At 66.1% G+C, this 24,407-nt stretch carries 27 protein-coding genes, 1 tRNA gene and 1 pseudogene; 7 read left to right on the forward strand and 22 right to left on the reverse strand.

Going from position 1 to position 24,407, the window contains the following annotated elements; all coding sequences use genetic code 11:
* Positions 1-2: 2 nt before the first annotated feature.
* The 3 genes from zwf to AC13CR_RS19050 are packed head-to-tail and all read right to left on the reverse strand — an operon-like array spanning position 3 to position 3,250.
* Positions 3-1,454, reverse strand: a complete 1,452-nt coding sequence (gene zwf / locus AC13CR_RS19040; RefSeq protein WP_292977934.1) for a glucose-6-phosphate dehydrogenase — start codon at positions 1,452-1,454, stop codon at positions 3-5.
* 60 nt (positions 1,455-1,514) lie between these two features.
* A complete protein-coding gene (locus tag AC13CR_RS19045; protein WP_335662096.1) occupies positions 1,515-2,054 on the reverse strand; it encodes an RSP_2648 family PIN domain-containing protein in 540 nt (179 codons plus the stop codon).
* Positions 2,054-3,250: an RSP_2647 family RNA methyltransferase gene (locus AC13CR_RS19050; protein WP_292977933.1), complete on the reverse strand. Its 1,197-nt coding sequence runs from the start codon at positions 3,248-3,250 to the stop codon at positions 2,054-2,056. The genes AC13CR_RS19045 and AC13CR_RS19050 overlap by 1 nt, the downstream gene beginning before the upstream one ends.
* A 200-nt stretch (positions 3,251-3,450) precedes the next feature.
* Between AC13CR_RS19050 and edd the strand changes: the two genes are divergently transcribed.
* Positions 3,451-5,253 (forward strand): phosphogluconate dehydratase, encoded by a 1,803-nt coding sequence (gene edd / locus AC13CR_RS19055; protein ID WP_292958859.1) that lies wholly within the window; start codon positions 3,451-3,453, stop codon positions 5,251-5,253.
* 183 nt (positions 5,254-5,436) lie between these two features.
* On the opposite strand, the gene AC13CR_RS19060 is transcribed toward edd, so the two are convergent.
* From AC13CR_RS19060 to AC13CR_RS19085, 6 genes are all read right to left on the reverse strand, one after another.
* Positions 5,437-5,898, reverse strand: a complete 462-nt coding sequence (locus AC13CR_RS19060; protein ID WP_292958861.1) for an arsenate-mycothiol transferase ArsC — start codon at positions 5,896-5,898, stop codon at positions 5,437-5,439.
* A 4-nt stretch (positions 5,899-5,902) separates the two neighbouring features.
* Complete coding sequence (locus AC13CR_RS19065; RefSeq protein WP_292958863.1) at positions 5,903-6,382, reverse strand: UPF0262 family protein; 480 nt, start codon at positions 6,380-6,382, stop codon at positions 5,903-5,905.
* Complete coding sequence (hisD, locus tag AC13CR_RS19070) at positions 6,379-7,692, reverse strand: histidinol dehydrogenase (RefSeq protein WP_292958941.1); 1,314 nt, start codon at positions 7,690-7,692, stop codon at positions 6,379-6,381. The genes AC13CR_RS19065 and hisD overlap by 4 nt, the downstream gene beginning before the upstream one ends.
* A gap of 114 nt (positions 7,693-7,806) precedes the next feature.
* Complete coding sequence (locus AC13CR_RS19075; RefSeq protein WP_292958865.1) at positions 7,807-8,283, reverse strand: DUF2948 family protein; 477 nt, start codon at positions 8,281-8,283, stop codon at positions 7,807-7,809.
* Positions 8,284-8,286: 3 nt separating this feature from the next.
* Positions 8,287-9,558, reverse strand: a complete 1,272-nt coding sequence (gene murA / locus AC13CR_RS19080) for a UDP-N-acetylglucosamine 1-carboxyvinyltransferase (RefSeq protein WP_292958867.1) — start codon at positions 9,556-9,558, stop codon at positions 8,287-8,289.
* Positions 9,559-9,729: a hypothetical protein gene (locus AC13CR_RS19085; protein ID WP_292958869.1), complete on the reverse strand. Its 171-nt coding sequence runs from the start codon at positions 9,727-9,729 to the stop codon at positions 9,559-9,561.
* Positions 9,730-9,860: 131 nt separating this feature from the next.
* Between AC13CR_RS19085 and AC13CR_RS19090 the strand changes: the two genes are divergently transcribed.
* Positions 9,861-9,935, forward strand: a tRNA-Thr gene (locus tag AC13CR_RS19090).
* 397 nt (positions 9,936-10,332) lie between these two features.
* Here AC13CR_RS19090 and AC13CR_RS19095 read toward each other — a convergent pair.
* The 7 genes from AC13CR_RS19095 to nth form a co-directional block, all read right to left on the reverse strand.
* Positions 10,333-10,530 carry a transposase gene (locus tag AC13CR_RS19095; RefSeq protein ID WP_292958871.1) on the reverse strand — a complete coding sequence of 66 codons (198 nt, stop codon included), beginning with the start codon at positions 10,528-10,530 and terminating at the stop codon, positions 10,333-10,335.
* Positions 10,455-10,850, reverse strand: coding sequence for a transposase (locus AC13CR_RS19100; RefSeq protein WP_414692192.1), 396 nt, complete (start codon positions 10,848-10,850; stop codon positions 10,455-10,457). The genes AC13CR_RS19095 and AC13CR_RS19100 overlap by 76 nt, the downstream gene beginning before the upstream one ends.
* Positions 10,851-10,923: 73 nt before the next feature.
* Complete coding sequence (locus tag AC13CR_RS19105; protein WP_292958873.1) at positions 10,924-11,331, reverse strand: hypothetical protein; 408 nt, start codon at positions 11,329-11,331, stop codon at positions 10,924-10,926.
* Between the two features lie 100 nt (positions 11,332-11,431).
* On the reverse strand, positions 11,432-12,178 hold the full coding sequence (locus tag AC13CR_RS19110; RefSeq protein WP_292958875.1) for a MipA/OmpV family protein: 747 nt from the start codon (positions 12,176-12,178) through the stop codon (positions 11,432-11,434).
* 122 nt (positions 12,179-12,300) lie between these two features.
* Positions 12,301-14,151 (reverse strand): ABC-F family ATP-binding cassette domain-containing protein, encoded by a 1,851-nt coding sequence (locus AC13CR_RS19115; protein WP_292958943.1) that lies wholly within the window; start codon positions 14,149-14,151, stop codon positions 12,301-12,303.
* A gap of 425 nt (positions 14,152-14,576) precedes the next feature.
* Positions 14,577-15,590, reverse strand: coding sequence for an adenosine kinase (locus AC13CR_RS19120; protein WP_292958877.1), 1,014 nt, complete (start codon positions 15,588-15,590; stop codon positions 14,577-14,579).
* The gene (nth, locus tag AC13CR_RS19125) at positions 15,587-16,240 is read right to left on the reverse strand and encodes an endonuclease III (protein WP_292958879.1); all 654 of its coding nucleotides are present in this window, start codon (positions 16,238-16,240) and stop codon (positions 15,587-15,589) included. The genes AC13CR_RS19120 and nth overlap by 4 nt, the downstream gene beginning before the upstream one ends.
* A gap of 229 nt (positions 16,241-16,469) precedes the next feature.
* Between nth and AC13CR_RS19130 the strand changes: the two genes are divergently transcribed.
* The gene (locus tag AC13CR_RS19130) at positions 16,470-17,156 is read left to right on the forward strand and encodes a YiaD family glycine zipper/OmpA-like lipoprotein (protein WP_292958881.1); all 687 of its coding nucleotides are present in this window, start codon (positions 16,470-16,472) and stop codon (positions 17,154-17,156) included.
* A 383-nt stretch (positions 17,157-17,539) separates the two neighbouring features.
* On the opposite strand, the gene AC13CR_RS19135 is transcribed toward AC13CR_RS19130, so the two are convergent.
* The 5 genes from AC13CR_RS19135 to AC13CR_RS19155 form a co-directional block, all read right to left on the reverse strand.
* A complete protein-coding gene (locus tag AC13CR_RS19135) occupies positions 17,540-18,103 on the reverse strand; it encodes a F0F1 ATP synthase subunit B (protein WP_292958883.1) in 564 nt (187 codons plus the stop codon).
* A complete protein-coding gene (locus AC13CR_RS19140; protein WP_446235351.1) occupies positions 18,100-18,720 on the reverse strand; it encodes a F0F1 ATP synthase subunit B' in 621 nt (206 codons plus the stop codon). The genes AC13CR_RS19135 and AC13CR_RS19140 overlap by 4 nt, the downstream gene beginning before the upstream one ends.
* A 74-nt stretch (positions 18,721-18,794) precedes the next feature.
* Complete coding sequence (locus AC13CR_RS19145; protein WP_292958886.1) at positions 18,795-19,031, reverse strand: F0F1 ATP synthase subunit C; 237 nt, start codon at positions 19,029-19,031, stop codon at positions 18,795-18,797.
* A 66-nt stretch (positions 19,032-19,097) separates the two neighbouring features.
* Positions 19,098-19,805 (reverse strand): F0F1 ATP synthase subunit A, encoded by a 708-nt coding sequence (locus tag AC13CR_RS19150; RefSeq protein ID WP_292958945.1) that lies wholly within the window; start codon positions 19,803-19,805, stop codon positions 19,098-19,100.
* Between the two features lie 47 nt (positions 19,806-19,852).
* Positions 19,853-20,200, reverse strand: a complete 348-nt coding sequence (locus AC13CR_RS19155) for an AtpZ/AtpI family protein (RefSeq protein ID WP_292958888.1) — start codon at positions 20,198-20,200, stop codon at positions 19,853-19,855.
* Between the two features lie 194 nt (positions 20,201-20,394).
* Between AC13CR_RS19155 and AC13CR_RS19160 the strand changes: the two genes are divergently transcribed.
* From AC13CR_RS19160 to AC13CR_RS19175, 4 genes are all read left to right on the forward strand, one after another.
* Positions 20,395-20,742 carry an ArsR/SmtB family transcription factor gene (locus tag AC13CR_RS19160; RefSeq protein WP_292958890.1) on the forward strand — a complete coding sequence of 116 codons (348 nt, stop codon included), beginning with the start codon at positions 20,395-20,397 and terminating at the stop codon, positions 20,740-20,742.
* Positions 20,739-21,620, forward strand: coding sequence for a PfkB family carbohydrate kinase (locus tag AC13CR_RS19165; protein WP_335662089.1), 882 nt, complete (start codon positions 20,739-20,741; stop codon positions 21,618-21,620). The genes AC13CR_RS19160 and AC13CR_RS19165 overlap by 4 nt, the downstream gene beginning before the upstream one ends.
* 126 nt (positions 21,621-21,746) lie before the next feature.
* Positions 21,747-22,667: a pseudouridine-5'-phosphate glycosidase gene (locus AC13CR_RS19170; protein WP_292977979.1), complete on the forward strand. Its 921-nt coding sequence runs from the start codon at positions 21,747-21,749 to the stop codon at positions 22,665-22,667.
* A gap of 31 nt (positions 22,668-22,698) precedes the next feature.
* Entirely contained in the window at positions 22,699-23,391 is a 693-nt protein-coding gene (locus AC13CR_RS19175; RefSeq protein WP_292977978.1) for a DUF502 domain-containing protein, read from the forward strand.
* Here the strand turns inward: AC13CR_RS19175 and AC13CR_RS19180 are convergent.
* Positions 23,388-24,196, reverse strand: a pseudogene (locus AC13CR_RS19180) (IS5 family transposase). The gene AC13CR_RS19175 and the pseudogene AC13CR_RS19180 sit on opposite strands and share 4 nt — an antisense overlap.
* Positions 24,197-24,407 lie beyond the last annotated feature (211 nt).

The raw sequence follows: 24,407 nt of genomic DNA on the forward strand, positions 1-24,407 counted from the left end.
GCTCATGACCGGATTTCCCTCCACCTTCGGTTGTCGCGATGCATCAGCCGCAACGCTTCTTCCGGCCCCGAGGATCCCGCGTCATAGGGTTCGGGCCTGCGCTTGCTGTCCTCCCACGCGGCGATGATCGGATCGGTCCAGGCCCAGGCGGCCTCGACCTCGTCACCGCGCATGAACAGGGTCTGGTTGCCCCGGATCACGTCCATGATCAACCGTTCGTAGGCGTCGGGCATCTCGGCCCCTTCGGGGCCAAGCGCCTCGGCAAAGGACATGTCCAGCGGCACCTGCACCAGACGCATCCCGCCCGGCCCCGGTTCCTTGATCATCACCTTCAGGTTCATACCCTCGTTCGGTTGCAGCCGGATGACAAGCTCGTTCGCCTTGGGCGCGCCGGTCTCGTCAAAGATCGAATGCGGCGGCTCCTTGAAGGTGATCGCGATCTCGCTGGTCCGGGCGCGCAGCTTCTTGCCGGTGCGCAGATAGAAGGGCGTGCCCTGCCAGCGCCAGTTCGAGATGCGGACCTTCATCGCGACATAGCTTTCGGTGCGCGAATCGGGATTTTCCGCGTCATCGACATAGCCGCCATCCTTGCCCTGTGCCTGATACTGGCCGCGCACGATCTCGGACGGCTCGACAGGCTCCAGCGCGCGGATCACCTTCAGCTTCTCGTCGCGCACGGCATCGGGGTCGAAATGGTAGGGCGGCTCCATCGCGATCAGACACAGAAGCTGCATCATGTGGTTCTGGACCATGTCCCGGATCGCGCCGGATCGGTCGTAATAGCCGCCGCGCCCGGCAACGCCCACGGTCTCGGCCACGGTGATCTGGACGTGATCGACATATTGCGCGTTCCACAAGGGTTCGAACAGGATGTTGGCGAACCGGACGGCCATCAGGTTCTGCACCGTTTCCTTGCCCAGATAATGGTCGATCCGATAGATCTGATGTTCATCGAAATGCTGCGCCAGGATCCGGTTCAGTGCGCGGGCCGATTCCAGATCGCGACCGAAGGGCTTTTCGACCACGATTCGGCTGTCAACGTCGGCAATGCCGTGGCTGTGCAACCGTTCCGCCAGATCGCCGAACAGCGAGGGCGCGACCGAGAAATAGAAGGCATGGACCATGCCGTCGCGCATTCGCTTTCGCAGTTCCCTCCAGCCGCCCTCGCCCTTTGCATCGATGGAGACGTAACCCAGCAGGGCGAGAAACCTGGCAAGATTCGGGTCATTTTTCCTGACCTTGCCGAATTCGACGATGGCCTTGGATGCCTGGTCGCGAAAGCCATCATCGTCCATCTCGGATCGCGCGGCGCCGATGATGCGTGCGGTGTCGGGGAATTGCCCGGCCACGAACCGCCTGAAAAGGCCCGGCAAGATCTTGCGATGGGCCAGATCGCCCGTCGCCCCGAAGATCACGAGGTCGAAATCATCGACCGGAATGACGCGCGAGACCATGCTGTCCTCCTTGACCCTGGCACCTGCCATACTTCTTGTTAGCGTTAACAGCAACGTGCTTCAACCTTTCAGTCTCTTGGCCAGCCGCGGAAGCCGGCACCGCCTCAGCATTTCGGCGCGGCTCATCGCGCCGCCCAGCCGCGCGGCCTTGTCCCGCGCCGCATCGACGGCTTGATCGACCGCCGAAGGATCGCGGTCGTGCAGATCCAGAAGGAACAGGTCGGGGTGGGTGGCGCGAAGATCAAGCCGCGCCATCAGGGACCGCGGAAAGTCGCGCAGATTCGCCGTCACGATCAGCGGCGCGGCCGCGTCCAACGCCGCCTCGACGACGTGCCTGTCGGCGGGATCGGGAAAGGTCATGTCGATCGTCCGCACGCCGTCATCGGCTGCGATCGCATCGGGGAATCGGTCCGTCAGCAGGGCGATCTCGGCCCCTGCCACGACTTCCTGATCGGATCCCAGCCGGGCGGCGGCGCGGCGCCATTCCTCAAGGATGCGTGCCGACCAGACCGGATCATAAAGTCCGGCCGCGCCCAGATCGGCCAGGATCTCTCGCAGGATCGTGGGAAACAGGATGTTGGCGTCCAGGACTGCCCGCATCAGCCGTCCAGCCGGAAGAACAGGGCTTTCAGATAGCCGGTCTCGGCCAGTTGCGGCAGAACCGGATGATCCGGCCCGGCCTGTCCGACATGGATCAGAACGCCGCGCCGGCCGCCCCGCCCGATACCGCGCGCGCTGACATTGCGAAAGGCGGTCAGGTCGGCGGCATGGCTGCACGAGCACAGGACCAGATAACCGCCCGGCGCGACCAGGGGCGCGGCCAGCTTCGCCACCCGCTCATAGGCGCGCAAACCCGCCTCAAGCGCCGGTTTCGAGGGCGCGAAGGCGGGCGGATCGCAGATGACCAGATCGAAATGCCGGCCCTCCTCGGCCATCGCCTCCATCGCCTTGAACGCGTCGGATTGGCGTGTTTCCAGACGGTCGGCCATCCCCATCGCCGCGGCCCCGCCAGCCGCCAGATCCAGCGCCGGCGCCGAGCCGTCAACGCAGACGGCGCCGGTCGCCCCGGCAGCCAGCGCGGCCAGCGCGAAACCGCCGACATGGCTGAACACATCCAGCACCGACAGTCCGGCGGCAAGACTTTGCGTGAAGGCATGGTTGGGGCGCTGATCGTAGAACAGGCCCGTCTTCTGGCCACCCATCAGATCGGCCATGTAGGTTGCGCCGTTCATCACCACCGGAACCGGCGCGTCGGGGGCCGGGCCCAGCACGACCTCGGTCCGCTCGGTCAGACCCTCCAGCCCTCGCGACCGCCCCTGACCGTTCAGGATCACGGTCGCGACGTCTGTCGCCTCGACCAGCGCCCCGGCGATCTCGCCGGCCATTCGGTCCGCCCAGGCGGCGTTGGGCTGCATCACCGCGACATCTCCGAACCGGTCGATGACCAGCCCCGGCAGACCATCCGCTTCCGCATGGACCAGCCGATAGAACGGCGCATCGTAGATCCGCCGCCGCATCGCCAGCGCCCGCGCCATCTTCGCACGCAGCCAGGCCGCGTCGATTCGCGCCGCCGGATCGGCATCCATCACCCGCGCGACGATCTTCGAGGCCGGGTTGACCGTCACCAGCGCAAGCGGACGCCGCTCGGCATCCTCCAGCACGGCAAATTCGCCCGGCGCGACGGCGCGCGTGCGCCGGTCCAGCACCGCCTCGTCGGCGAAGACCCACGGGAAACCATGGCGGATCGCCTGCGGCTTGGCCTTGGGCTTCAGCCGGATCACGGCCAGATCTGACATCGCGAACACTCCTTTGCGGCTGATCTGGCACGGGCTTTTGCGATGCACAAGCGCCGGCCCGGACTTCCGCGGGCAAATATCGCAGAGATCAACATCCCGGCGACCGGGGCCGCGCCCCCTGCCCGGCCACCGGCGGCACAGGGATTGAACCGTTACCGCTAACAGCGTATAGTCTTGCCAAAGCCAGAGGAGTTCGCCCGATGAAACTTCACGCCACCATCGACCGCGTCACCGACCGCATTCGTCGCCGGTCGCAGCAATCCCGCGACGCCTATCTGAAAAAGATCGCCAGGGCGGCCGAGGACGGACCGCGTCGGGCGCATCTGTCCTGCGGCAACCAGGCCCACGCCTATGCGGCGATGGACGACAAGGACGACATGGCGACGACCCGCAAACCCAATATCGGCGTGGTCACGGCCTATAATGACATGCTGTCGGCGCATCAGCCCTATGAACGCTATCCCGACATCATCCGCCGCGCGGGCCATGCGGCCGGGGCGACCGTGCAGGTCGCGGGCGGCGTGCCCGCCATGTGCGACGGCGTCACTCAGGGCCGGGCCGGAATGGAACTGTCGCTGTTTTCCCGCGATGTGATCGCACTGGCAACCGGTGTGGCGCTGTCGCATGATTGCTTTGACGCCGCGCTTTACCTGGGCGTCTGCGACAAGATCGTGCCGGGTCTTGTCATCGGCGCTGCGACCTTCGGCCATATCCCGGCAGTCTTCATTCCCGCCGGGCCGATGCCCTCGGGTCTGCCCAACGACGAGAAATCAAAAATCCGCCAGCAATTCGCTGCCGGCGAGGTGGGTCGCGACGCGCTGATGGCGGCCGAGATGGCCAGCTACCATTCGCCCGGCACCTGCACCTTCTACGGCACCGCCAACAGCAACCAGATGCTGATGGAATTCATGGGCCTGCACCTGCCCGGATCCAGCTTCGTGAATCCGAACACGCCGCTGCGCGAGGCGCTGACCGTGGCGGGCGTCGAACGCGCCGCCGCGATGACGCGGCTGGGCAACGAATACCTGCCGGCGGGCGAAATCCTGGACGAAAAGGCCTTTGTCAACGGCATCGTCGGGCTGATGGCGACGGGTGGATCGACCAATCTGGTGATGCATATTCCGGCCATGGCGCGGGCGGCGGGCGTTCTGATCGACATCGAGGATTTCCACGATCTGTCCGAAGCCGTGCCGCTGATGGCGCGGGTCTATCCGAACGGCCTGGCTGACGTGAACCACTTCCACGCCGCCGGCGGGCTGGGCTACATGATCGGCCAGCTGCTGGAGGCCGGATTGCTGCATCCCGACGTGCGCACGATCAACGGCACCGGACTGGACGGCTATACCGCCGAGCCGAAACTGGACGGCGATCGTCTTCGCTGGGAAGCAGGATCGAAAGACACGCTGAACGACAGGATCCTGCGCCCGGTCAGCGATCCCTTCGCCAGAACCGGCGGACTGAAGCAGCTGGAGGGCAATCTGGGCCGGGGTGTCATCAAGGTCAGTGCCGTCGCCGAGGAACGCCACGTGATCGAAGCAAAGGCCCGAGTCTTTTCCGATCAGGAAGACGTCAAGACCGCCTTTCGCGCCGGCGAATTCACCGAAGACACGATCGTCGTGGTCCGCTTTCAGGGACCGCGCGCCAACGGCATGCCCGAACTGCATTCGCTGACGCCGACGCTGGCCGTGTTGCAGGATCGCGGGCTGAGGGTCGCGCTGGTCACGGATGGGCGCATGTCGGGCGCGTCGGGCAAGGTGCCCGCCGCGATCCATATCTCGCCCGAAGCCTCGGTCGGCGGGCCGCTGTCGCGGGTCCATGACGGCGACATGATCCGGCTGGATGCGACGATGGGCACCATCGACTGCCTGGCAGAGGACTTCGACAATCGCAAACCCGCAGCCTTCGACCCCGGCCCCAGCAGTCAGGGGATGGGCCGCGAGATGTTCGCCTTCTTCCGCGCCAATGCCTGTGACGCGACCGAAGGGGCCGCCTGCGTCGTCTGAGGCAGAGGGCGCCACCGGTTCCTCCGCGTCCCGCAGGGTGCGGCGCGACTGTTCGCCGAAATTCAGCGCAGAACTCGGCGGCGGTCGGGATCACGCCCAGGATTTCGGACCGATCCGAGGCGATGCCAAGGACGCGATCGCGCCCGGCCTGCGACCTGACACAGCGCCGGCAAAGCCATCCATTCAACCGATCTGCGGCGGACCGAAACGCCGGATCATCCGGTCGCGGATCTGGTCGCGCGTCTGGCGATAAGCGGCCAGCCTGGCTTCGCGCCCCTCTGCCAGCCCGGTCGGATCCATGATCGGCCAGTATTCGATATCCAGATGATACAGCCGCGTCATTTCCAGCGCCAGCCTCTGGCTGGCCGGAGACAGGGCGACGATCAGATCGAACCCGCCAAGATCGTCGCCCCAATCCTGCATCTCGTCGAAACTGCGGCTGCGATGATTGGCGATCACGACCCCGATCTCGTCGCAGACGCTGATCGCGAAGCCGTCCACATCCATCCCGCCCCTCACCCCGGCCGATTGGACATAGGCGGCGCGGCCATAGAATTTCTTCATCATCCCCTCGGCCATGGGCGAACGGACGGAATTGTGGTCGCAGCAGAACAGGATCGAATGCGGGATCTTGTCCTGCGACATCGGATCAGGCCTGCGGGACCAGTGCGCAAATCAGCGTGAACAGCCGCCGCGCGGTGTCGATGTCCAGATCGGCCTTGCCCTGAAGACGTTCCTGCAAGGTCCGCGCGCCCTCGTTATGGATGCCGCGACGAGCCATGTCGATGGCCTCGATCTGCGCCGTGGGCAGTTTCTTGACCGCGTCGAAATAGCTTTGGCAGATCTGGAAGTAATCCTTGACCACCTGCCGGAATGGTCCCAGCGACAGGTGAAATTCGGCCACCGGTCGATGATCTTCGGTGGCCAGATCGAAGACCAGCCGGCCTTCGCGGATGCACAATTGCAGCACATAAGGGCCTTCGGGCACCGGCAAGCCGTCCCGGCCCGGCACCACGAAGCTGTTATCCTCGATCAGATCGAAGATCGCGACGCGGCGTTCCTGCTCCATCTCGGGCGTCGCGGGCGCGATGGCCGAGTCGTCGATGTCGATCCGTGTGATCCGGCTCATGCCTCGTCCCTCTCATTCAGCAGCGCCAGCCGCGCCTCGACGGATGCGCCATGGGCGTGCAGGCCCTCGGCGGCGGCCAGCCTGACCGCGGCCGGGCCGATTGCCGCCAGCGCGCCGGGCGTCAGCCGCGCCATCGTCGTGCGTTTCAGGAAATCCAGCACCGAAAGCCCGGACGAGAACCGGGCCGAGCGTGCGGTCGGCAGAACGTGATTCGGGCCGCTGACATAATCGCCCACCGCCTCGGGCGTATGCGCGCCAAGGAAGATCGCGCCGGCATGGATGCATCTTTCGGCCAGGGCCTCGGGTTCATCGACGCAGAGTTCCAGATGTTCCGGGGCGATGCGGTTGGACAGGTCGGCCGCCTCGCCCAGATCGCGCGCGATGATGATGGTGCCATAGTCGCGCCAGCTTGCACCCGCGATTCCCGCGCGCGGCAAGGTCGGCAGCAATCGGTCAACGGCGCCGGCAACGGCATGGGCCAGCCCCGGATCGGTCGTGATCAGGATCGATTGCGCATCCGCGTCATGTTCCGCCTGGGCCAGCAGATCCAGCGCCAGCCAGTCGGGGTTCTGCGCCCCTTCGGCGATGATCAACACTTCGGACGGGCCTGCGATCATGTCGATGCCCACACGGCCAAAGACCTGTTTCTTGGCCGCAGCGACAAAGGCATTGCCGGGGCCGGTGATCTTGTCCACCGGGCGGATCGTCCCGGTCCCATAGGCCATTGCCGCCACCGCCTGGGCGCCACCCACGCGATAAATCTCGTCCACGCCGGACAATTGCGCGGCCAGAAGGACCAGCGGATTGATGATTCCGTCCGGCGTCGGCACGCAGATCACCAGCCTTTCGACACCGGCCACCCGCGCCGGAATCGCGTTCATCAGGACCGAGGACGGATAGGCCGCCTGCCCGCCCGGCACATAAAGCCCCGCCGCCGACACCGGCGTCCAGCGCCAGCCCAGGGTCGCGCCTTCGGGATCGGTCCAGCTTGCACCCTCGGGCATCTGCCTTGCGTGATAGGCGCGGATCCGCTCGGCCGCCAGGATCAGGGCGGCCCGATCCCGGGGACCGACCTTGGCCACTTCGGCCTCGATCTCGTCGGGCGCGAACCGTATCCTGTCGGGGGTCAGTTCCAGCCGGTCGAACCGCGCCGTCAATTCGCACAGGACCGCATCACCGCGCGCGCGGACATCGGCGATGATGCCCGCCACGACCGCGTTAACATCGCCTGAATCCTCGCGCTTGGCCGACAGCATCGCGGCGAAGCGGGCGTCAAAATCGTCATCGGATGTGTTCAGCGTGACCGGCATCGTCTTCCCCTGCAATCGCGCCTTGTTAGCGACAAGCCGGGGTTGCCTCAAGCCGCGGCCGGCGCCGATCCCTGATACCGGCGCGAAAGCGGCGCCCCGGCGCCGTCATGCGCCTCAATCCGGATGCGAGGGCGCCTTGCCGGACACGGCCCGATAGGGTCGGGTCACGTCGCGCAGATCCAGATTGATGCATTCCACCTCGGCGGCCAGCGTGCCATCGCCCGAAAATTCCAGCAGCAGCCGCCCGCAGCCGTCCACCCCGGCCTGCCAGCCGATCGTCAGCAATTCCAGAACCGTGTCGGCGTCACGGGTGATCCCGTCGCTTTCCAGCGAGATCACGTCACCGATGGTCAGCAGGGCCTGCACCCGTTCGAAATCGCGTCCCTCGGCGCGGGCCTTGTCCGCATCCTCCCATCGGAAGCGGTTCACCAGCAGCGCCAGACGCCGCGCCCTGGGGTCATGGATGATCTCGGACGCGGGCAGGATCGCATCCTGCACCAGCGCCGACAGGATCTTCAGATCGGCCTCGTCCTCGGCCCGCAGGGCCAGCGGTCGGGGATCTCCGTCAGCGAAACGCGCATCCTGGGCCATGTCCTATTCCTCCTTCACCCTCTCGATATGCGCACCGACGCCGCGCAGCTTGCGCACCACATGTTCATAGCCGCGATCCAGATGATAGACCCGACGCAGAATGGTCTGCCCCTCGGCCGCCATTCCAGCCAGGATCAGGCTGACAGAGGCGCGCAGATCGGTCGCCATGACCGGCGCGCCGCGCAGCGCCTCGACCCCGGTGACGGTGGCATGACCGCCATGCACGTCGATCCGCGCACCCATCCGGGTCAGTTCCGGCGCGTGCATGAAACGGTTCTCGAAAATCGTCTCTTCCAGCACGCTGCGACCGTCGGCCAGACACATCAGCGCCATGAACTGGGCCTGAAGATCGGTCGGAAAGCCCGGAAACGGCGCCGTGGTCACATCGACGGCCCGAACCCGGCCATTGCGCCGCGCGACCTTCAGCCCGCGCGGCGTTTCCTCGACGCTGATACCCGCTTCGTCCAGCTTCTCGCAGAACGCCGCCAGCAGGTCGATCCGACCGCCGAGGCATTCGACCTCGCCGCCGCAGATCGCCGGGGCCAGCATGTAGGTGCCCAGTTCGATCCGGTCGGTGACGACAGGATGGGTCGCACCGTGCAGCGAATCGACCCCTTCGATGGTGATCGTGTCGCTGCCCTCGCCCTCGATCTGTGCGCCCATCGCCCGCAGGCACCGTGCCAGATCGACGATCTCGGGCTCGCGCGCGGCATTCTTCAGGATCGTGGTGCCGCGGGCCAGGGTCGCGGCCATCAGCGCATTCTCGGTCGCGCCGACCGAAACCAGCGGGAAATCGACCACGGCGCCCCGAAGTCCTCCTGCCGGCGCGGTGGCGTGAACATATCCGTCGCGCAGATCCAGATCGGCCCCCATCGCCTCAAGCGCCTTGAGATGCAGATCGACCGGACGCGCGCCGATGGCGCAGCCGCCGGGCAACGAGACCTCGGCCTGGCCGAACCGCGCCAAGAGCGGACCCAGCACCAGGATCGAGGCCCGCATCCTGCGCACGATCTCGTAATCGGCGCGGTGGCTGGTCAGATCGTGGCTGGACATGGCCAGCACCTGCCCGTCCTGAAGGCCGCTCACTTCGGCCCCCAGGCTTTGCAGCAGGGCCGTCATGGTGCGGATATCCGACAGTCGCGGTGCATTGGTCAGCGTCAGCGGCTGATCCGAAAGCAGCGTCGCCGGCATCAGCGCAAGGCAGGCATTCTTCGCGCCCGCGATGGGAATTTCGCCCCTCAGCGGCCCGTTTCCCTGAACGATGATCTGGTCCATCTAGCTGTCGTCCCCGCCCGTCTCGCTGGCTTCATCCTCATCCGGGTCGGGGGCCGAGGCCTCGCGCGCGCGCGCCTGCGCCTTGCGCCGTTGCAGGTTGGCCCGCAACGCGGCGCGAAGCCTGTCCGCGCGCGTCTCGGGTTCCTGTCTGTTTCTGTCCCGTCCGGTCATGCTTCCTGTTATCGCCCGCGCCGGCCGCCGTCCAGTTGCCGCGGCAAGCCAGGCAGCGGCAGGCATTTCCCGATAATTCGCCCGATCCCCCTTGCGCGGCGGCACAGCTTTGTCTAAACGCCGCCCACGGCGCTGCGGTAGCTCAGTGGTAGAGCACTCCCTTGGTAAGGGAGAGGTCGAGAGTTCAATCCTCTCTCGCAGCACCATTTCACACCTATGGCTGAAAAAAATGATCTAAGCCCTTGAAAGACAGGGTCATTTCTATTGCGTCATACACATCTTCCGGCGTGAATGTCAGAGGATCGGAAAAAGCCAGTCTCAGCACTGTTTGGCGAACCGTTTAGCTCCCATTCCCGTAAATATCCCCGCGCCTCGAGAGGAATCGCACGGAGAGTTCAATACACTCTTCAAATTTGCCTGCGTTTGGCAGCGGCTCAGCGGCCTCCTCGACCAGAGCATGGGAACGCCTGAACTACACTTTCGGCTTCGCCGAACACCCGCCATCCGTCGCTTGAAGCGGTCTGGCGGCCGCTGGAGGGGCAGTTCGTCGCCCCATTCGGCCCGTTTTGGAGCGGATCTGGCGATTTTGGACGGACTCGTCCCTCATGCACCCAGCCTCCGTCGCGCCAGGAACAGGTTGCCGAGCGCGAACAGCGTGAGCAGTTGGGCGGGGTTCTTGGCGAGGCCGCGGTATCGGGTCTTCGCGCCGCCGAACTGGCGCTTGATCACCCGGAAGGAATGCTCGGCCCTGGCGCGCACCTTGGCGATGATCCGGTCAATCCGCGCATCGACGGGATGCAATTGGTCCCCTTGGGAGCCCTGCGCATCACGCCCCAGAGCTTGCCTGGCCCCTTGAACTCGGCCTCGCGCTCGGCGCTGACATATCCCTTGTCGGTCCAGACCGAGCCTTCCTCCCCATGCAGCAGTTCGTCCCAGACCTGGCTGTCGTGCAGCCTGGCGGTCGAGGTCTCGAGGCTGTGCGTCACGCCCCTGTAGGCATCGATGCCGATGTGCGCCTTCATGCCGAAATACCAGTCGTTGCCCTTTTTCGTGGACAACATCTGGGGGTCACGGGCGCCCGACTTGGTCGAGGACGGCGCATCTATGATCCTTGCATCCACCAGCGTCCCCGAGCGCAAGCCGATACCCTTGTCCGCAAGGTGGACAGCGTCACCTACGGCCGCGCGGCTGGCGCTACGCCATCACCGGCGACACAGCCTTTGCGGCTGTATCCATCATGCGCTTCAGCGGGGAGAAGGCGCGCTTCGCCAAGGGCTCCAGCCCTAGCTTCATCATGCGATAGTTTGTTCGGTCATGATGCAACTCGCGTAGAACCGCAGCATGTCGGTCGCGCGCCGCCCGAATATCGACCCGGAGCGTCTGGCGGTCCTTTGGCTGGGCTTCGACCAGGGCATGACGCTGTTCACGATCACGCTGAAGCGGCCAGATGACTTCCATCTGGCTTTGCTTTTCAAGCGAAGTGCGTTTGACGGTCACGCGGTCCGGAAGGCCGCATAAGCCTTTGCGCAATTGTGCCGATCTTGCCGCTGCTTCGGAAACGGCTCGCTCTTTCTGCCTGAGGACCGGAATGCGAATCGGCATGGCGCGACCATTCCGCCCCTCGAAGGGTCCCGGGTCCGGCGACGGTCAGCGTGCCGCGACACCACCGAGGAAGCCTTGCCTGCCGGACCAGCCGATCCGATCAGAACCCGAACGAGAATTTGCGCACGATGCCCAGTCGCAGGGCGGGCTGGTAATCATCCTGCACGATGGGCGAATCCGCCGCATCGCCAATCAGCTTGCCATATTCAACCTCGCCCAGGATGGCGGTCTTGTCGTTGATCGCGTAGCGCGCGCGAAACTTGATCGCGGCGGAATTGAATCCGCCGCCGGGGCTGTATGTCGAATAGCCGCTGGCGATCGCCTCGGAGGGCGAGACGCCGAAATAGGTGCCGTTGTAGTCGTCGTTTCCGTAGCCAAGCTCCAGCCCCGACCACAACGTCACGCGGTCGCTGAGATCGGTCCGGTAGGTCGCGCCGACCTCGCCCGTCAAGCCCTCGTTGCCGCCAAAGCCCCGCCGCAGCGTTCCATAGGCGGTGACAGGCCCGGCACCATAGCTGACCTTGGCCCCAACCTCATAGGAACGGTCGATCTTGTCCAGCCCGGCCAGCGCCGCATCGTCGGAAGGATCGCGCGGGCCGACCAGACCCAGCGACGGCGCGATCGAAAAGCCCTGCTTCTCGCCGCCGGCGCCGCCCAGCCGCGCGTTCTGCCAGATTACCCAGGGCGAGACCTCGGCATCCTCTGCGCCCGGATAGGTCGGCTTGCCCTGCACCCCCAGCCCCAGTTCGACCGAGAAGTCGCGCCCGCCGGTCGCGCCGAAATCCTGCGCCAGCGCCGGCGCGGCCAAGGGTGCTGCAAAGAGCGCGGCAAGCAGAAGCTTTTTCATCAAGCAAAATCCGTCGGCATGACTATCTGAACTCTCTTTACGGGCGAATCGGGCCGTCGCACAAGCCGGTGCCTCACAATCCGCGCGGATGGCCGCGACGCGCGCGCATCCTGGCAACAGAATCAACCGGTTTCGGCGGCTTCCAGGTTTTCCAGCGCGGTCAGCCACAGTGTTTCGGCCCGCGCCATGGCCTGCGTCGCCTCATCGCGTTTCAGGGACCATTTCCGCGCTTCGTGCGGATCGTTGTAAAGTGACGGGTCGGCCAGTTTCACATCCAGCTTTTCCAGCATCTCGGTCAGCTTCTGCACCCTTTCCTCGGCCCGCCGGACCTGGGACCGCAGCGACAGCAATTCATCGCGCGGCGCGCGCCTGGGGGCGGGTTTCGACGTCTCGGCCTTCGGCTTGGGGTCGTCATCGCCCGACAGCAGGAAACGGCGATAATCGTCCAGATCACCCTCGTAGGCCGTTACCGCGCCCTCGTTGACCAACCACAGCCGGTCTGCGACCAACCCCAGCAGGTGCATGTCGTGGCTGACCAGCACCACCGCGCCGGTATAATCGTTCAGCGCCTCGGACAGCGCCTCGCGGCTTTCGATGTCGAGATGGTTGGTAGGTTCATCCAGGACCAGAAGATGCGGCGCGTCGATGGTCGCAATCAGCAGCGACAGCCGCGCCTTCTGGCCGCCCGACAATTGCCCGACGCGGGTTTCCGCCTGCGCCTCCATCAGCCCGAATCCCGCGAGCCGGGCGCGCAGCCGGGCCGGAGCCTCGTCCGGGCGCAGGCGGCGCACATGGTCGATGGGGGTTTCGTCCAGGTAAAGCTCATCGACCTGATGCTGGGCGAAATAGCCCACGCGCAGCTTGCCCGATCGGATCAGCTTGCCCGCCATCACGTCCAGCCTTTCGGCCAGCAGCTTCGACAGGGTCGATTTGCCCTGCCCGTTCCGGCCCAGAAGCGCGATCCGGTCGTCCTGGTCGATGCGCAGGTTCAGCTGCCGCAGCACCGCGCGATCGCCATAGCCCACGGCGACATTCTCCATCGCCACGATGGGCGGCGACAGATCCTCGGGCTGGGGAAAGCCGAAACGATGGAACCTGGCCTCTTCCGGCGCCGTGATGGGCTGCATCTTCTCCAGCATCTTGACCCGTGCCTGCGCCTGCCGCGCCTTGCTGGCCTTGGCGCGAAAGCGGTCCACGAAGCTTTGCAGATGCGCGCGCCGGGCGTGCTGTTTCTTTGCCTCGGCCGCCTGAAGCGCCCGCTTCTCGGCCCGAAGCCGGGCGAAATCGTCATAGCCGCCCGTGTAAAGCGTCAGCTTGCGCTGTTCGAGATGCAGGATATGGCCCACGGCGCGGTTCAACAGGTCGCGGTCGTGGCTGATAATGATGACGGTATGGGGATAGCGGGCCAGATAGGTCTCCAGCCACAACGCGCCTTCCAGGTCCAGATAGTTCGTCGGCTCGTCGAGAAGCAGCAGGTCGGGCCGCGCGAACAGCACCCCGGCCAGGGCCACGCGCATCCGCCAGCCACCCGAGAAATCGCTGGTCGGGCGGGCCTGATCGGCGGGCGAAAAGCCCAGCCCAACCAGAATCGAGGCCGCCCTAGCCTCGGCCGACCATGCGTCGATATCGGTCAGCCGGGTCTGGATCTCGGCGATGCGATGGGCGTCGGTGGCGCGGTCTGCCTCGGCCAGCAGGGCAGACCGTTCGCGATCTTCGGCCAGGACGGTTTGCAGCACCGGCAGCGCGGTTCCCGGCGCCTCCTGCGCCACACCGCCGATCCGGGCACGGCTGGGCAGCGCGATCTCACCCCCGTCCGGTGCGATCTCGCCGCGCAGCAGCCGGAACAGCGTGGTCTTGCCGGCGCCATTGGGGCCGACAAGGCCGACCTTGTGGCCTTCGGGAATGGTGGCCGAGGCCGCCTCGAAAAGCGGCCGGCCCTGAATGGAATAGAAGATGTCATCGATGCGCAGCATCCGCGCGACATGGCGCAAGGCAAGCGGGTCGTCAATGCCTGGTGGGGTGGCCATGCGCCCACGCTCATGCGTCGGACCGGCGAAGCCCGCGATCGGACCGATCGCCGTCAGACCGGACATGAAACCGCCCCGCGCAAGACGACGCTGCCTTGCAGATGCGCGGCGGCCATTCAGGTTCGCTCACGGCCCTCGGCCAAAGGGCTGGCGCCGGGGCAGAGGGCGGAATGTTCAAATCACCGTGGGATATCCGCATCGACCGGATCCAGGACTGGCGCACGGCAGAATCGCCATCCAGGCCGCAGGCGGCCAATCGGTCACAACCGCGCCAACTCCATCCCGGGTGCGCCCTCGTTCTCCGTGAGCAAATACCCCGGGGGGCGCGGGGGGCTGGCCCCCCGCCGTCGCGGGACGCAGGAAATCCTGCCTCAGATCAGGCCTTCGGCGCGGAACTGCGCACGAATGTCGCGTTCGGGGCGCGGACCGACATGACTGATCACCTCCGCGGCGGCGATGCAGCCCATCCGGCCGGCGACCTCCAGTGGCGCGCCAAGCGCCAATCCATGGATCAGCCCTGCCGCGAATTGATCGCCCGCCCCCGTCGCGTCCACCGGCACGACCTTGTGGACCGCCGCCCCGACCCGTTCGTCGCCGCGTATCAGGATCGCGTCCTCGCCCGAGCGGGTGCAGATCACGGTGTCGCAATCGGCGCGGGCCAGAGCCAGGGCCTGCTCCAGATCCTCGGTCTGATAAAGCGAGGTCCATTCATGGACATTCCCGATCACGTAATCCATCGGTCCCGCGACCAGCCGGCGGAAATCCTCGCGGTGCCGATCGACGCAGAACGGATCCGACAGCGCGATGCCCGCCTGTCCGCCCGCCTTGTGACAGCAATCGGCGGCCTTCAGGAACGCCTCCTTTCCCTTCGGCTTGTCGAAAAGATAGCCCTCCAGAAACAGCCATCCGGCACCCTGAAAGACCGACGGGTTCACGTCGTCGGGGCCGAGTTCGGCCGAAATGCCCAGATAGGTGTTCATCGAGCGTTCGCCATCCGGCGTCACCAGGATGATGCTGCGCGAGGTCGGCAGCGCGTCACCCGCAACCGGTGGGTTGACAAAGACCGTCCCCGCAGCCTCGGTCTGCTCGGCATAGGAAAGGCCCAGGGCATCCTCGGCCACGCGGCCGATGAAGGCGGTCTTCAGCCCCAACGCGCCGATCCCCGCCAGCGTGTTGGCGACCGAGCCGCCCGGCACCAGCCGCGCCTGCGCCCGGCCCGGCCCGTGATCGTCGGCCTGGGCGGCCATCAGATATTCGGACCTGTCGCGTTCGATCAGCTGCATGATCCCCTTGGTCACGCCAAGCGCGCCCAGCCGCGCCTCGTCTGTGGGCGCGATCACGTCCATGACGGCATTGCCGATCCCGATGACATAGGGCGTGGTCATTCGGTCTTCTCCTCATAGGGACACAGGTCGCGGAAGATGCAGATGCCGCAGCGGGGGCGGCGGGCCTGGCAGATATAGCGCCCATGCAGGATCAGCCAATGATGGGCGTGGCGCTGAAAGCGGGCGGGAACGTTGTCCTCGATCGCGCGCTCGACCTCGCCCACGTCGCGGCCGGGCGCGATGCGGGTGCGGTTGCCGACGCGGTAGATATGCGTATCCACCGCCTGCGCCGGCTGACCGAAGGCGCTGTTCAGCACGACATTGGCGGTCTTGCGGCCGACCCCCGGCAGGCTCATCAGCGCAGCGCGGCTGTCGGGGACGACGCCGCCATATTCCTCGACCAGGATTCGCGACAGCGCGATGACGTTCCTGGCCTTCTGCCGATAAAGCCCGATGGTCCGGATATGCCCGGTCAAGCCATCCAGCCCCAGATCCAGCATCTTCCGGGGCGTGTCGGCCACCGCGAACAATTCCCGCGTGGCCTTGTTCACCCCCAGATCGGTCGCCTGCGCCGACAGCGCGACGGCCACGACCAGCGTGAAGGGATTCGAGAAATTCAGTTCGCTCTCGGGCCGGGGATTGGCCTCGCGCAGCCGCGAAAAGATCGCGACCTGCTGATCGAAGGGCAAGGGGGCGGGCAGACGGGCCATGACGCGGTGCTTGTGACGCCGGTCGCGCGGCTTTGCAAGCCAGGTGTTCCCGCGTCGCGATTCTCACCGGATTGTGCCGACAATCCAGCCACTTCCACGCGGACGTGACTTTCCTTCCGGCGGGAACTGCGACAGCGTGACGCGCGTTGGAAGGCGGTCCCGCGCGGGGTCCGCTGGTCTTCGGCCCGGCGCCAGGCAAGGGCCTTGACGAACAAGGAAGGGGAATCCCATGAAGATTCGCGTCACCACGATCCTCGCCGCATCGGGCCTGATCGCCCTCGGCGCCTGCACCGATCCCTCGCTGAACGGCGGCACGTCCGGCGCCGGCACAGGCCCCGGCGGCCTGAGCCGCACCCAGCAAGGTGCCCTGGCCGGTGCGGCGATCGGCGCCGTGCTGGGTGGCACGCGCGACGAGGACAAGAACAACCGCGGCCGCGACGCCGCACGGGGCGCGATCCTCGGCGCGGCGGCAGGGGCCGTCGCGGGCAATATCCTCGACCGCCAGGCGGCCGCGCTGGAACAGGCGGTGCAAAACCCGAACGTGCAGATCGTCAACCGCGGCTCGTATCTGCAGGTGACCCTGCCCGAAGGGATTCTGTTCGCCACCGATTCGGCCGCCGTCTCTGGCCCGGCGCAAAACGATCTCTATGCTGTCGCGCGCAACCTGAACCAGTATCCCGACAGCCGCGTCGAGGTGGTGGGTCACACCGACGATACCGGCAGCGCCGCCTATAACCAGGATCTGTCGGAACGCCGCGCCCGGTCGGTCGCGGGCATCCTGACGGCAGGCGGCGTGTCGCCCGCGCGCGTCGTGGCCGTGGGTCGCGGCGAAAGCCAACCCGTTGCCTCGAATGCGACGGCGCAGGGCAAGGCGCAGAACCGCCGTGTCGAAATTCTGATCCGCCCGACCCGCTGATCGCGGAGGACGGAACACAGGATTGGCAAGGGCCGGTTTCGACCGGCCCTTTCATGTTGAATTTCCGGGCAACCGACCGGCAAGAAATCGCGGAAATCCGCGCCACGACGTTGCGTCGCGAACCCTCCGACGCGCGAAGAGTTGTGGTCTGGTGGAGGCGATCGCTGTAAAAGCCGCACCTGCCCCGTATCGGACAGCCGGCCCCGGGCGAGCCCTGTGCAGGTTCGGCGCGGACATCCGACCCGCCCGGGCATGCCGCCACAGCCCGATCGCCGCATGTCGGTGGCCGGCCGATTCGTCCGTGTGAGCAGACGCGAGACGCGGACGAGGAAACCCCCGGCCATGCGGCCGGGGGTTTTTCACTGTCCGACTGAACGAAAGGCTCAGTTCAGGCGACGCGCCACGTCTTCGATGGCGTCATCGATACCGGCCGACCGCTGCCCTGCGGCGACCTGCTGCGCCAGAAGTTCGGATGCGGCGGCGACGGCGGTGCGGACCGCGCGGTCGCGGACGGCACGAACCGCATCGCTTTCGGCGCTGGCGATCTGTTCCTCGGCGGCCTTCAGGCGACGCTCGATCGAGATCTTCAGATCTTCCTTGGCCTTGGCGGCCTGCGCCTCGGCCTCGCGCTTGGCATTGGCGATGATCTGGTCCGCCTGCCCCGAAACCTCGCGCTGCCGGCGTTCATAGCTGGCATAGATTTCCTGCGCTTCCTCGCGCAGACGCTTGGCTTCGTCCAGATCCCTGCGGATGCCACCGGCGCGCTTGTCCAGCAGATCGCCGATGATCGTGGGCACCTTGTAGTAGATCAGGATGCCGACAAAGATCAGGAAGGCAATGGTGACGATGAAGTCGGTATTGCCGAGCGAGAAGAACGACCCCGGTGCCGCGGCGGCCGGTCCGGCGGCGCCTGCCGCAAATACGGCGATGATGCCGGTTTTCTTCATTGCAACGCCCTCTCCATACGGTTGTCCACAGCCTGATCGACGGCGCCCTGATCAACCTGGCCACCGAAGGTTTCGACCAGTTGCGCGGTCACCTCGCGGGCGACCTGACGGGCATCGGCCTGGGCGGAATCGCGGATCTCGCGGATGCGCTTTTCCGATTCCGCCACGCGCGCGGCGATTTCCGCATCGGCATGGGCGATGGCGGCATCCAGTTCCTTCTGGATCTCGGCGCGGTTGGCCGCGACGATCTTTCCGGCCTCGCCGCGGGCCTCTGCCAGCGCCTTGTCATAGGCCGCCTCGGCATCCTTGGCGCGCTGCTTGAACTCTTCCGCCGCCATCAGATCCCCGGTGATCGCGCCCTGACGGTCCGAGATGACGGCCGCGATCCGGGGCAGCGCGATTTTCGACAGAACCCAATACAGCACCACCAGCGAAATCGCGAGCCAGAAGATCTGGTTCGGGAACGTGTCGAAGTTCAGCTGCGGCATGCCGGGCGCGCTAGCCTCGCCGGCAGCCGCGGCGGCTTGCGCAGTTGCCCCGCCATGCTCTGACGCGGCTGCGGCGCCTTGGGATTGTTCGACCACGGTCGTCGCGGCCTCTTGCAACAGGCTTATCATGTAACCCCCTGGCCTCTCGGGTCACGAAGGGGCGAAGGCGTCGGCCCTCACCCCGCCGCAAGGATGGCGTGGGATCAGACCGCGAACATCAGCAGAAGCGAAACGAGGAACGCGAAGATCCCCAGAGCTTCCGCGAAGGCGATGCCGATGAACAGCGTCGCGGTCTGGCCGGCTGCGGCCGACGGGTTGCGCAGGGCGCCGGACAGGAAGTTGCCGGCGACATTGCCAACACCGACGGCGGCCACGCCCGAACCGATGGCGGCCAGACCGGCACCGATATACTGACCCAGTTGAGCGATATTGCCTTCCATGATGAATCTCCTTGCGGTTGGAAGTGATGAATTGGCGGATGGATTGACCTGACGGCCGGCCGGCGCCTAGTGCGACGGGTGCAGCGCGTCCTTCAGATAGACACAGGTCAGGATCGTGAAGACATAGGCCTGGATGAAGGCCACCAGCAGTTCCAGCCCGAACATCGCGGTCACGGCCAGGATCGACAGCGGCGAGATCACGGCGATGGCCGAGAAGCCGGCAAAGACCTTGATCACCGCGTGACCGGCCATCATGTTTCCGGCGAGACGAACGGAATGGCTGACGGGGCGGACGAAATACGAGATCAGCTCGATCAGCGCCAGGACGGGGCGCAGCACCAGCGGAGCGGATGTCACCCAGAACAGGCCCAGGAACGCGGTCCCGTTCTTGAGGAAACCGATGGTGGTGACGCTGATGAAGACGGCCAGCGCCAGAACGCCGGTGACGGCGACATGCGAGGTGACGGTGAAGGACTTGGGCAGAAGGCCCAGCATGTTGCCGAACACGATGAACATGAACAGCGTCATGATATAGGGGAAATATTTCAGCCCATCCTTGCCGGCCACGTCCTCGACCATCTTGTGGATCATGCCATAGGCCAGCTCGGCCACGGATTGCAGGCGGTTGGGCACGATGGCCCGGCCGCGCGTGCCCAGAACCATCAGCGCGGTGATCGCCAGCACAGCGATCGCCATCCACAGCGTCACATTGGTGGGCGTATACCAGTGGACCGGGCCATCGCCGAAAAGCGGACTGACCTCGAACTGCTGCATGGGATGGAAGACAAGGCCGGTTTCTTTCTCCGTATCGGATGCCACGGTCAATCCCTCTTCTCGGTCTCCGGCGCGGGGCCGGGCTTGCGGTCAAGTTCGGCTGCGGTGCGCATCATCGTCTTGATGCCGGCCGCGAAGCCGAGGAAAATGAACAGGATCATCAGAAGCGGCGTGGTGCCGAGCAGATAATCCAACCCGTAACCGATCCCGAAGCCGATCCCGATCCCGGCCACGATCTCGATCACCATGCGCCAGGCCAGATGGGCCTGGTCATGGCCCGCCATCGGCGCGTCGGCCTTCGGCTTGGGCGTCAGCTTCGACAGCCGTTCCTCCAGATCGCGCAAGCGAGAGGCCTCGTCCTCTCTGTCGCTGCCGGTCCGGGGCCCTTCGGCCATCTCTGCTGCCCCCTTGTTATCCGTGCGGTGTCTAGGGTGGTTTGGCAGCCAAGTCAAGCAACCGGGAAAGATGCGCAATGGTTTGTATGGAAACGACATTTCTATTTTCGGGCAGGGATGCGCGGCGGTTGCAATCGCGCCCGCGCGCGGACATTATTCAACCGCGCAGTTGACCTTTGCCAGCCCGGAAAGCCATGACCCTCCCGGATCCCGACCGCCTGAACCTGATCTTCGCCGCGCTGGCCGATCCGACGCGGCGCCGGGTCCTGTCGATGCTGCTCGAGGACGACATGGCCGTCAGCGACGTTGCGCATCCTTTCGAGATGAGCCTTGCGGCGATCTCGAAACATCTGACGGTGCTTGCGGCGGCCGGATTGATCCGGCAGGAGAGGCGCGGCCGGATCACCTGGTGCATGCTGGATCCCGACGGGATGCGTCGCGCCTCGGTCTGGATGCAGGGTTTCGGTCAGTTCGATCCCGTCGATCTGGACGATTTCGAACGGTTTCTGAAAGCCGAGATGAAGGAATGGACCGAAGAATGACCGACCGCCCCGACATCCTGTGCATCGGCGCGATGCTGTGGGACGTGATCGGGCGCGCGCCACGCCGGATGGCGCCGGGCGCCGACGTTCCGGGCCGAATCCGTCACCTGCCGGGCGGAGTGGCGCTGAACGTGGCGGTGGCCCTGGCCCGCTGGGGCTTGGCCCCCGCGGTGCTGTCGGCGGTCGGTCGCGACCCCGAGGGCTGCGCGCTGGTGGCCGAGGCCCAGCGGCTGGGCGTGCTGACCGGCTGGCTGTCGCGCGAAACCGGCCTGCCCACGGATTGCTACATGGGCATCGAGGACAGCGAGGGCCTGATCGCGGCCATCGCAGACGCCCATTCGCTGGAACGGGCGGGCGGCGCGATCCTTGCGCCGCTGTCGGGCGATCTGGCGGGCTGGACGGCGCCCGTGGTTCTGGACGGCAACCTGACCGAGGATCTGCTGTCCGCGATCGCCCGCGATCCGCGTCTGGCAGGGGCCGACCTGCGGATCGTGCCCGCCAGTCCCGGCAAGGCCGAGCGGCTGGAACCGCTGATCGCCGCCCGCCGCGGTTGTTTCTACCTGAACCGGCTGGAGGCCGAGATTCTTGCCGGCCGATCCTGCCCCGATGCCGCCGCTGCCGCCGAGGCCGTGGTGGCGCGCGGCGCGGCCCGTGTCCTGGTCACCGACGGCGCGCATCCGGCGGCCGAGGCGATGGCCAATGCACCGACCCTGACATGCGCCCCGCCGCATGTGACGGTGGCGCGCGTGACCGGCGCGGGCGATTGCTTCCTCGCCGCGCATCTGGCTGCCGAATTGAAGGCCCAGCCACGCGGCGACGCGCTGCGCCGGGCGGTCGAGGCATCGGCCGCCCACGTCTCGGGGCGCGACGTGCCATGAAACACCGTTGCCGGTACCCGTCCGCCACCATGCCGCCGAGGCAGAACCAGCCGGCGCGCGTTCACACCGCCAGTCGGGCGCGGCCCTCTGCACCCTGTTCGTCGAAGCCCGTCTGAAAGCCGTATCATGACCGCCCCCCTGACCTTCTCGCCCGAAGTCTCTGCCGCCCTGGATGCCGGCGATCCCGTCGTCGCCCTGGAATCGACCATCATCACCCACGGCATGCCCTTTCCGCAAAACCTGGACATGGCGCGGCAAGTGGAAGCGGTGGTCCGGCAAGCCGGCGCGACGCCCGCCACGATCGCCGTCATGGGCGGACGGATCCATATCGGCCTGACCGACACGGCGCTGCAGGACCTGGCCCGGACCCCGCCCGAACGGGCGATGAAGCTCAGTCGCGCCGATCTGGCGGTCTGCGTGGCCGATGGCCGGACCGGCGCGACCACCGTCGCCGCGACCATGATCTGCGCCGCGCTTGCGGGAATCCGGGTTTTTGCCACCGGCGGCATCGGCGGCGTTCATCGCGGGGCCGAGACCAGCTTCGACATCTCGGCCGATCTTCAGGAACTGGCCCGGACCCCGGTGACCGTGGTGGCGGCCGGCGCCAAGGCGATCCTCGATCTGCCGAAGACCTGGGAAGTGCTGGAAACGCTGGGCGTGCCGGTCATCGCCTATGCGCAGGACGAATTGCCCGCCTTCTGGTCGCGGACCAGCGGTATTCCGGCGCCGCTGCGCATGGACAGCGCGGACCAGATCGCCAGGGCCGCCGCGATGCGCGCCCGGCTGGGCCTGGCGGGTGGCCAACTGGTCGCCAACCCGATCCCCCACGAGGCCGAGATCCCGCGCGATCGGATCATGCCGGTGATCGAACAGGCGCTGGCCGAGGCCGCAGCGCAGAAGATCGCCGCCAAGCAGGTGACACCGTTCCTGCTGCAACGGATTTTCGAACTGACCGAGGGACGCTCGCTGCACTCCAATATCGCCCTCGTGCTGAACAATGCGCGACTGGCGGCCGAAATCGCTGCCGCGATGGCGAAAGCGGCTTGACCGCCCGGCCAAGCCGCCCGATCCATTCCTCATGCGCATGGACCCTGCCCTGCCTCCAAGACGCCCGGGACTTCTGGGAATGCTGCGGTCGAACTTTCTGGCCGGGCTGGTCGTGGTCGCGCCGATCGGGATCACGGTCTGGCTGATCTGGACGCTGACCGGCTGGATGGACAGCTGGGTCCTGCCGATGGTGCCGCCGCGCTGGCGACCCGAGAATTACATCGGCATCCCGCTGCGCGGGGTCGGCGTCGTCTTCTTTTTGCTGTTCACGGTGCTGATCGGCTGGGTCGCCAAGGGCTGGGTCGGTCGCGCGCTGCTGCGCACCGGCGAGCGGATCGTGGCCCGGATGCCCATCGTGCGATCCGTCTATGGTGCGGTGAAACAGATCGCCGAGACGATCCTGTCGCAGGACGAGGCCCGGTTCGACCGCGCCTGCATGATCGAATATCCGCGAAAGGGCCTGTGGGCCCTGGGCTTTGTCGCCGGGCCGGCCAAGGGCGAATTGGTCAGCCGCACCGCCGATGACCTGATTGCCGTCTTCGTGCCGACGACGCCCAACCCGACCTCTGGCTTCCTGATCTACGTCCCGGCCAGCGACGTCACGATCCTGTCGATGTCGGTCGAGGATGCGGCCAAGCTGATCATCTCGGCCGGGCTGGTCTATCCGGCGCAGTCGTCCAAGACCACGCCGCGCGAGGACAGGGCGGGCGACAGGAACGGCTAGGTCACCGACTCATAAGCGCGCAACCAGATGCGTGTTGCGGCAAGTTTGACGAGTGCGAGGAAGTTGGCGTCGTGTTTCTCGTATCGGGTCGCTATCGCCCTGTAATGCTTGAGCTTTGAGAAGAACCGTTCGATCCGGTTGCGACGGCGGTAGGTGTTCTTGTCCAGCGGCGGCGGGGCGGAGCGTCGTGGGATCTGTCTGATGACTGCTTTCGCGCCAACCCGCGCGAGATGATCGCGCAACCGATTGCTGTCCTAGGCCGCGTCCGCGAGCAGGGTCTGGCCCGATCCGATCGTGCCCAGCATGTCGTCGGCAGACCGACCGTCATGGGCATGCCCGGCGGTCAGCTTGAGGGTGATCGGCAGGCCCTGGGCATCGGTGACGGCGTGGATCTTGGTCGTCAGGCCGCCCCGCGAGCGCCCCATGCAGACGGCTCGAAAGTCACCCACACCGGCGGGGCCGGCGGGCGCTTTGCCCCCGTTTTTGCGTTGGCTCCGTGCTGGTGGACGCGGATCGAGGACCTGTCCACCGACTGTTCCGAACCTTCGTAAGCCGCTGACACAGCTTCGAATATCCGATCCCATACACCCAGACGCGCCCAACGGACAAAGCGGTTATAACACGTGGTGTAGGGGCCATGGCGCTCGGGGATGTCGGCCCAGGGAGAACCGGTCCGGAGCCGCCAGTAGATGCCGTTCAGGACCCGACGATCATCGACCCGCGCAACCCCGCGCGGCTTGTTCGGCAAAAGTGGCGCGATGACAGACCACTCGAAGTCGGTCAATTGGTAGCGACGTTGGGACAAGCTGCTCTCCTCTTTGCAAGGAATGAATCAGCAAAGCTCAAACGCCGCTAGTCATTTATGAGTGCATGACCTAGTACTACAGTTGCGAATAGTGTCGAATTTTTCGGTGTGCGATGGCTGCGGCGACTTGGTGCTCTCGTCGCCATCGTGACCAGTCCCAGATGAAGGCGGCGGTCAGTATTGGGCGCAGCAGCAGGCGCGCGATCAGGTG

Source organism: Paracoccus sp. L-17, from assembly GCF_056857655.1.

What these genes read in the sequence shown, in the direction of transcription:
- AC13CR_RS19075 (WP_292958865.1), bottom strand. Translation starts at nt 8,283, where the DNA reads ATGGCCCAGGATGCGCGTTTCGCTGACGGAGATCCCCGACCGCTGGCC.
- AC13CR_RS19060 (WP_292958861.1), bottom strand. Translation starts at nt 5,898, where the DNA reads ATGTCGCAGGACAAGATCCCGCATTCGATCCTGTTCTGCTGCGACCAC.
- AC13CR_RS19045 (WP_335662096.1), bottom strand. Translation starts at nt 2,054, where the DNA reads ATGCGGGCAGTCCTGGACGCCAACATCCTGTTTCCCACGATCCTGCGA.
- AC13CR_RS19085 (WP_292958869.1), bottom strand. Translation starts at nt 9,729, where the DNA reads ATGACCGGACGGGACAGAAACAGACAGGAACCCGAGACGCGCGCGGAC.
- AC13CR_RS19115 (WP_292958943.1), bottom strand. Translation starts at nt 14,151, where the DNA reads ATGCTGCGCATCGATGACATCTTCTATTCCATTCAGGGCCGGCCGCTT.
- AC13CR_RS19150 (WP_292958945.1), bottom strand. Translation starts at nt 19,805, where the DNA reads ATGCAGCAGTTCGAGGTCAGTCCGCTTTTCGGCGATGGCCCGGTCCAC.
- AC13CR_RS19130 (WP_292958881.1), top strand. Translation starts at nt 16,470, where the DNA reads ATGAAGATTCGCGTCACCACGATCCTCGCCGCATCGGGCCTGATCGCC.
- AC13CR_RS19170 (WP_292977979.1), top strand. Translation starts at nt 21,747, where the DNA reads ATGACCGCCCCCCTGACCTTCTCGCCCGAAGTCTCTGCCGCCCTGGAT.
- AC13CR_RS19165 (WP_335662089.1), top strand. Translation starts at nt 20,739, where the DNA reads ATGACCGACCGCCCCGACATCCTGTGCATCGGCGCGATGCTGTGGGAC.
- zwf (WP_292977934.1), bottom strand. Translation starts at nt 1,454, where the DNA reads ATGGTCTCGCGCGTCATTCCGGTCGATGATTTCGACCTCGTGATCTTC.
- murA (WP_292958867.1), bottom strand. Translation starts at nt 9,558, where the DNA reads ATGGACCAGATCATCGTTCAGGGAAACGGGCCGCTGAGGGGCGAAATT.
- AC13CR_RS19110 (WP_292958875.1), bottom strand. Translation starts at nt 12,178, where the DNA reads ATGAAAAAGCTTCTGCTTGCCGCGCTCTTTGCAGCACCCTTGGCCGCG.
- AC13CR_RS19065 (WP_292958863.1), bottom strand. Translation starts at nt 6,382, where the DNA reads ATGAGCCGGATCACACGGATCGACATCGACGACTCGGCCATCGCGCCC.
- AC13CR_RS19050 (WP_292977933.1), bottom strand. Translation starts at nt 3,250, where the DNA reads ATGTCAGATCTGGCCGTGATCCGGCTGAAGCCCAAGGCCAAGCCGCAG.
- AC13CR_RS19120 (WP_292958877.1), bottom strand. Translation starts at nt 15,590, where the DNA reads ATGACCACGCCCTATGTCATCGGGATCGGCAATGCCGTCATGGACGTG.
- AC13CR_RS19160 (WP_292958890.1), top strand. Translation starts at nt 20,395, where the DNA reads ATGACCCTCCCGGATCCCGACCGCCTGAACCTGATCTTCGCCGCGCTG.
- AC13CR_RS19140 (WP_446235351.1), bottom strand. Translation starts at nt 18,720, where the DNA reads ATGATAAGCCTGTTGCAAGAGGCCGCGACGACCGTGGTCGAACAATCC.
- AC13CR_RS19175 (WP_292977978.1), top strand. Translation starts at nt 22,699, where the DNA reads ATGCGCATGGACCCTGCCCTGCCTCCAAGACGCCCGGGACTTCTGGGA.
- hisD (WP_292958941.1), bottom strand. Translation starts at nt 7,692, where the DNA reads ATGCCGGTCACGCTGAACACATCCGATGACGATTTTGACGCCCGCTTC.
- AC13CR_RS19145 (WP_292958886.1), bottom strand. Translation starts at nt 19,031, where the DNA reads ATGGAAGGCAATATCGCTCAACTGGGTCAGTATATCGGTGCCGGTCTG.
- edd (WP_292958859.1), top strand. Translation starts at nt 3,451, where the DNA reads ATGAAACTTCACGCCACCATCGACCGCGTCACCGACCGCATTCGTCGC.
- nth (WP_292958879.1), bottom strand. Translation starts at nt 16,240, where the DNA reads ATGGCCCGTCTGCCCGCCCCCTTGCCCTTCGATCAGCAGGTCGCGATC.
- AC13CR_RS19135 (WP_292958883.1), bottom strand. Translation starts at nt 18,103, where the DNA reads ATGAAGAAAACCGGCATCATCGCCGTATTTGCGGCAGGCGCCGCCGGA.
- AC13CR_RS19155 (WP_292958888.1), bottom strand. Translation starts at nt 20,200, where the DNA reads ATGGCCGAAGGGCCCCGGACCGGCAGCGACAGAGAGGACGAGGCCTCT.
- AC13CR_RS19105 (WP_292958873.1), bottom strand. Translation starts at nt 11,331, where the DNA reads ATGCCGATTCGCATTCCGGTCCTCAGGCAGAAAGAGCGAGCCGTTTCC.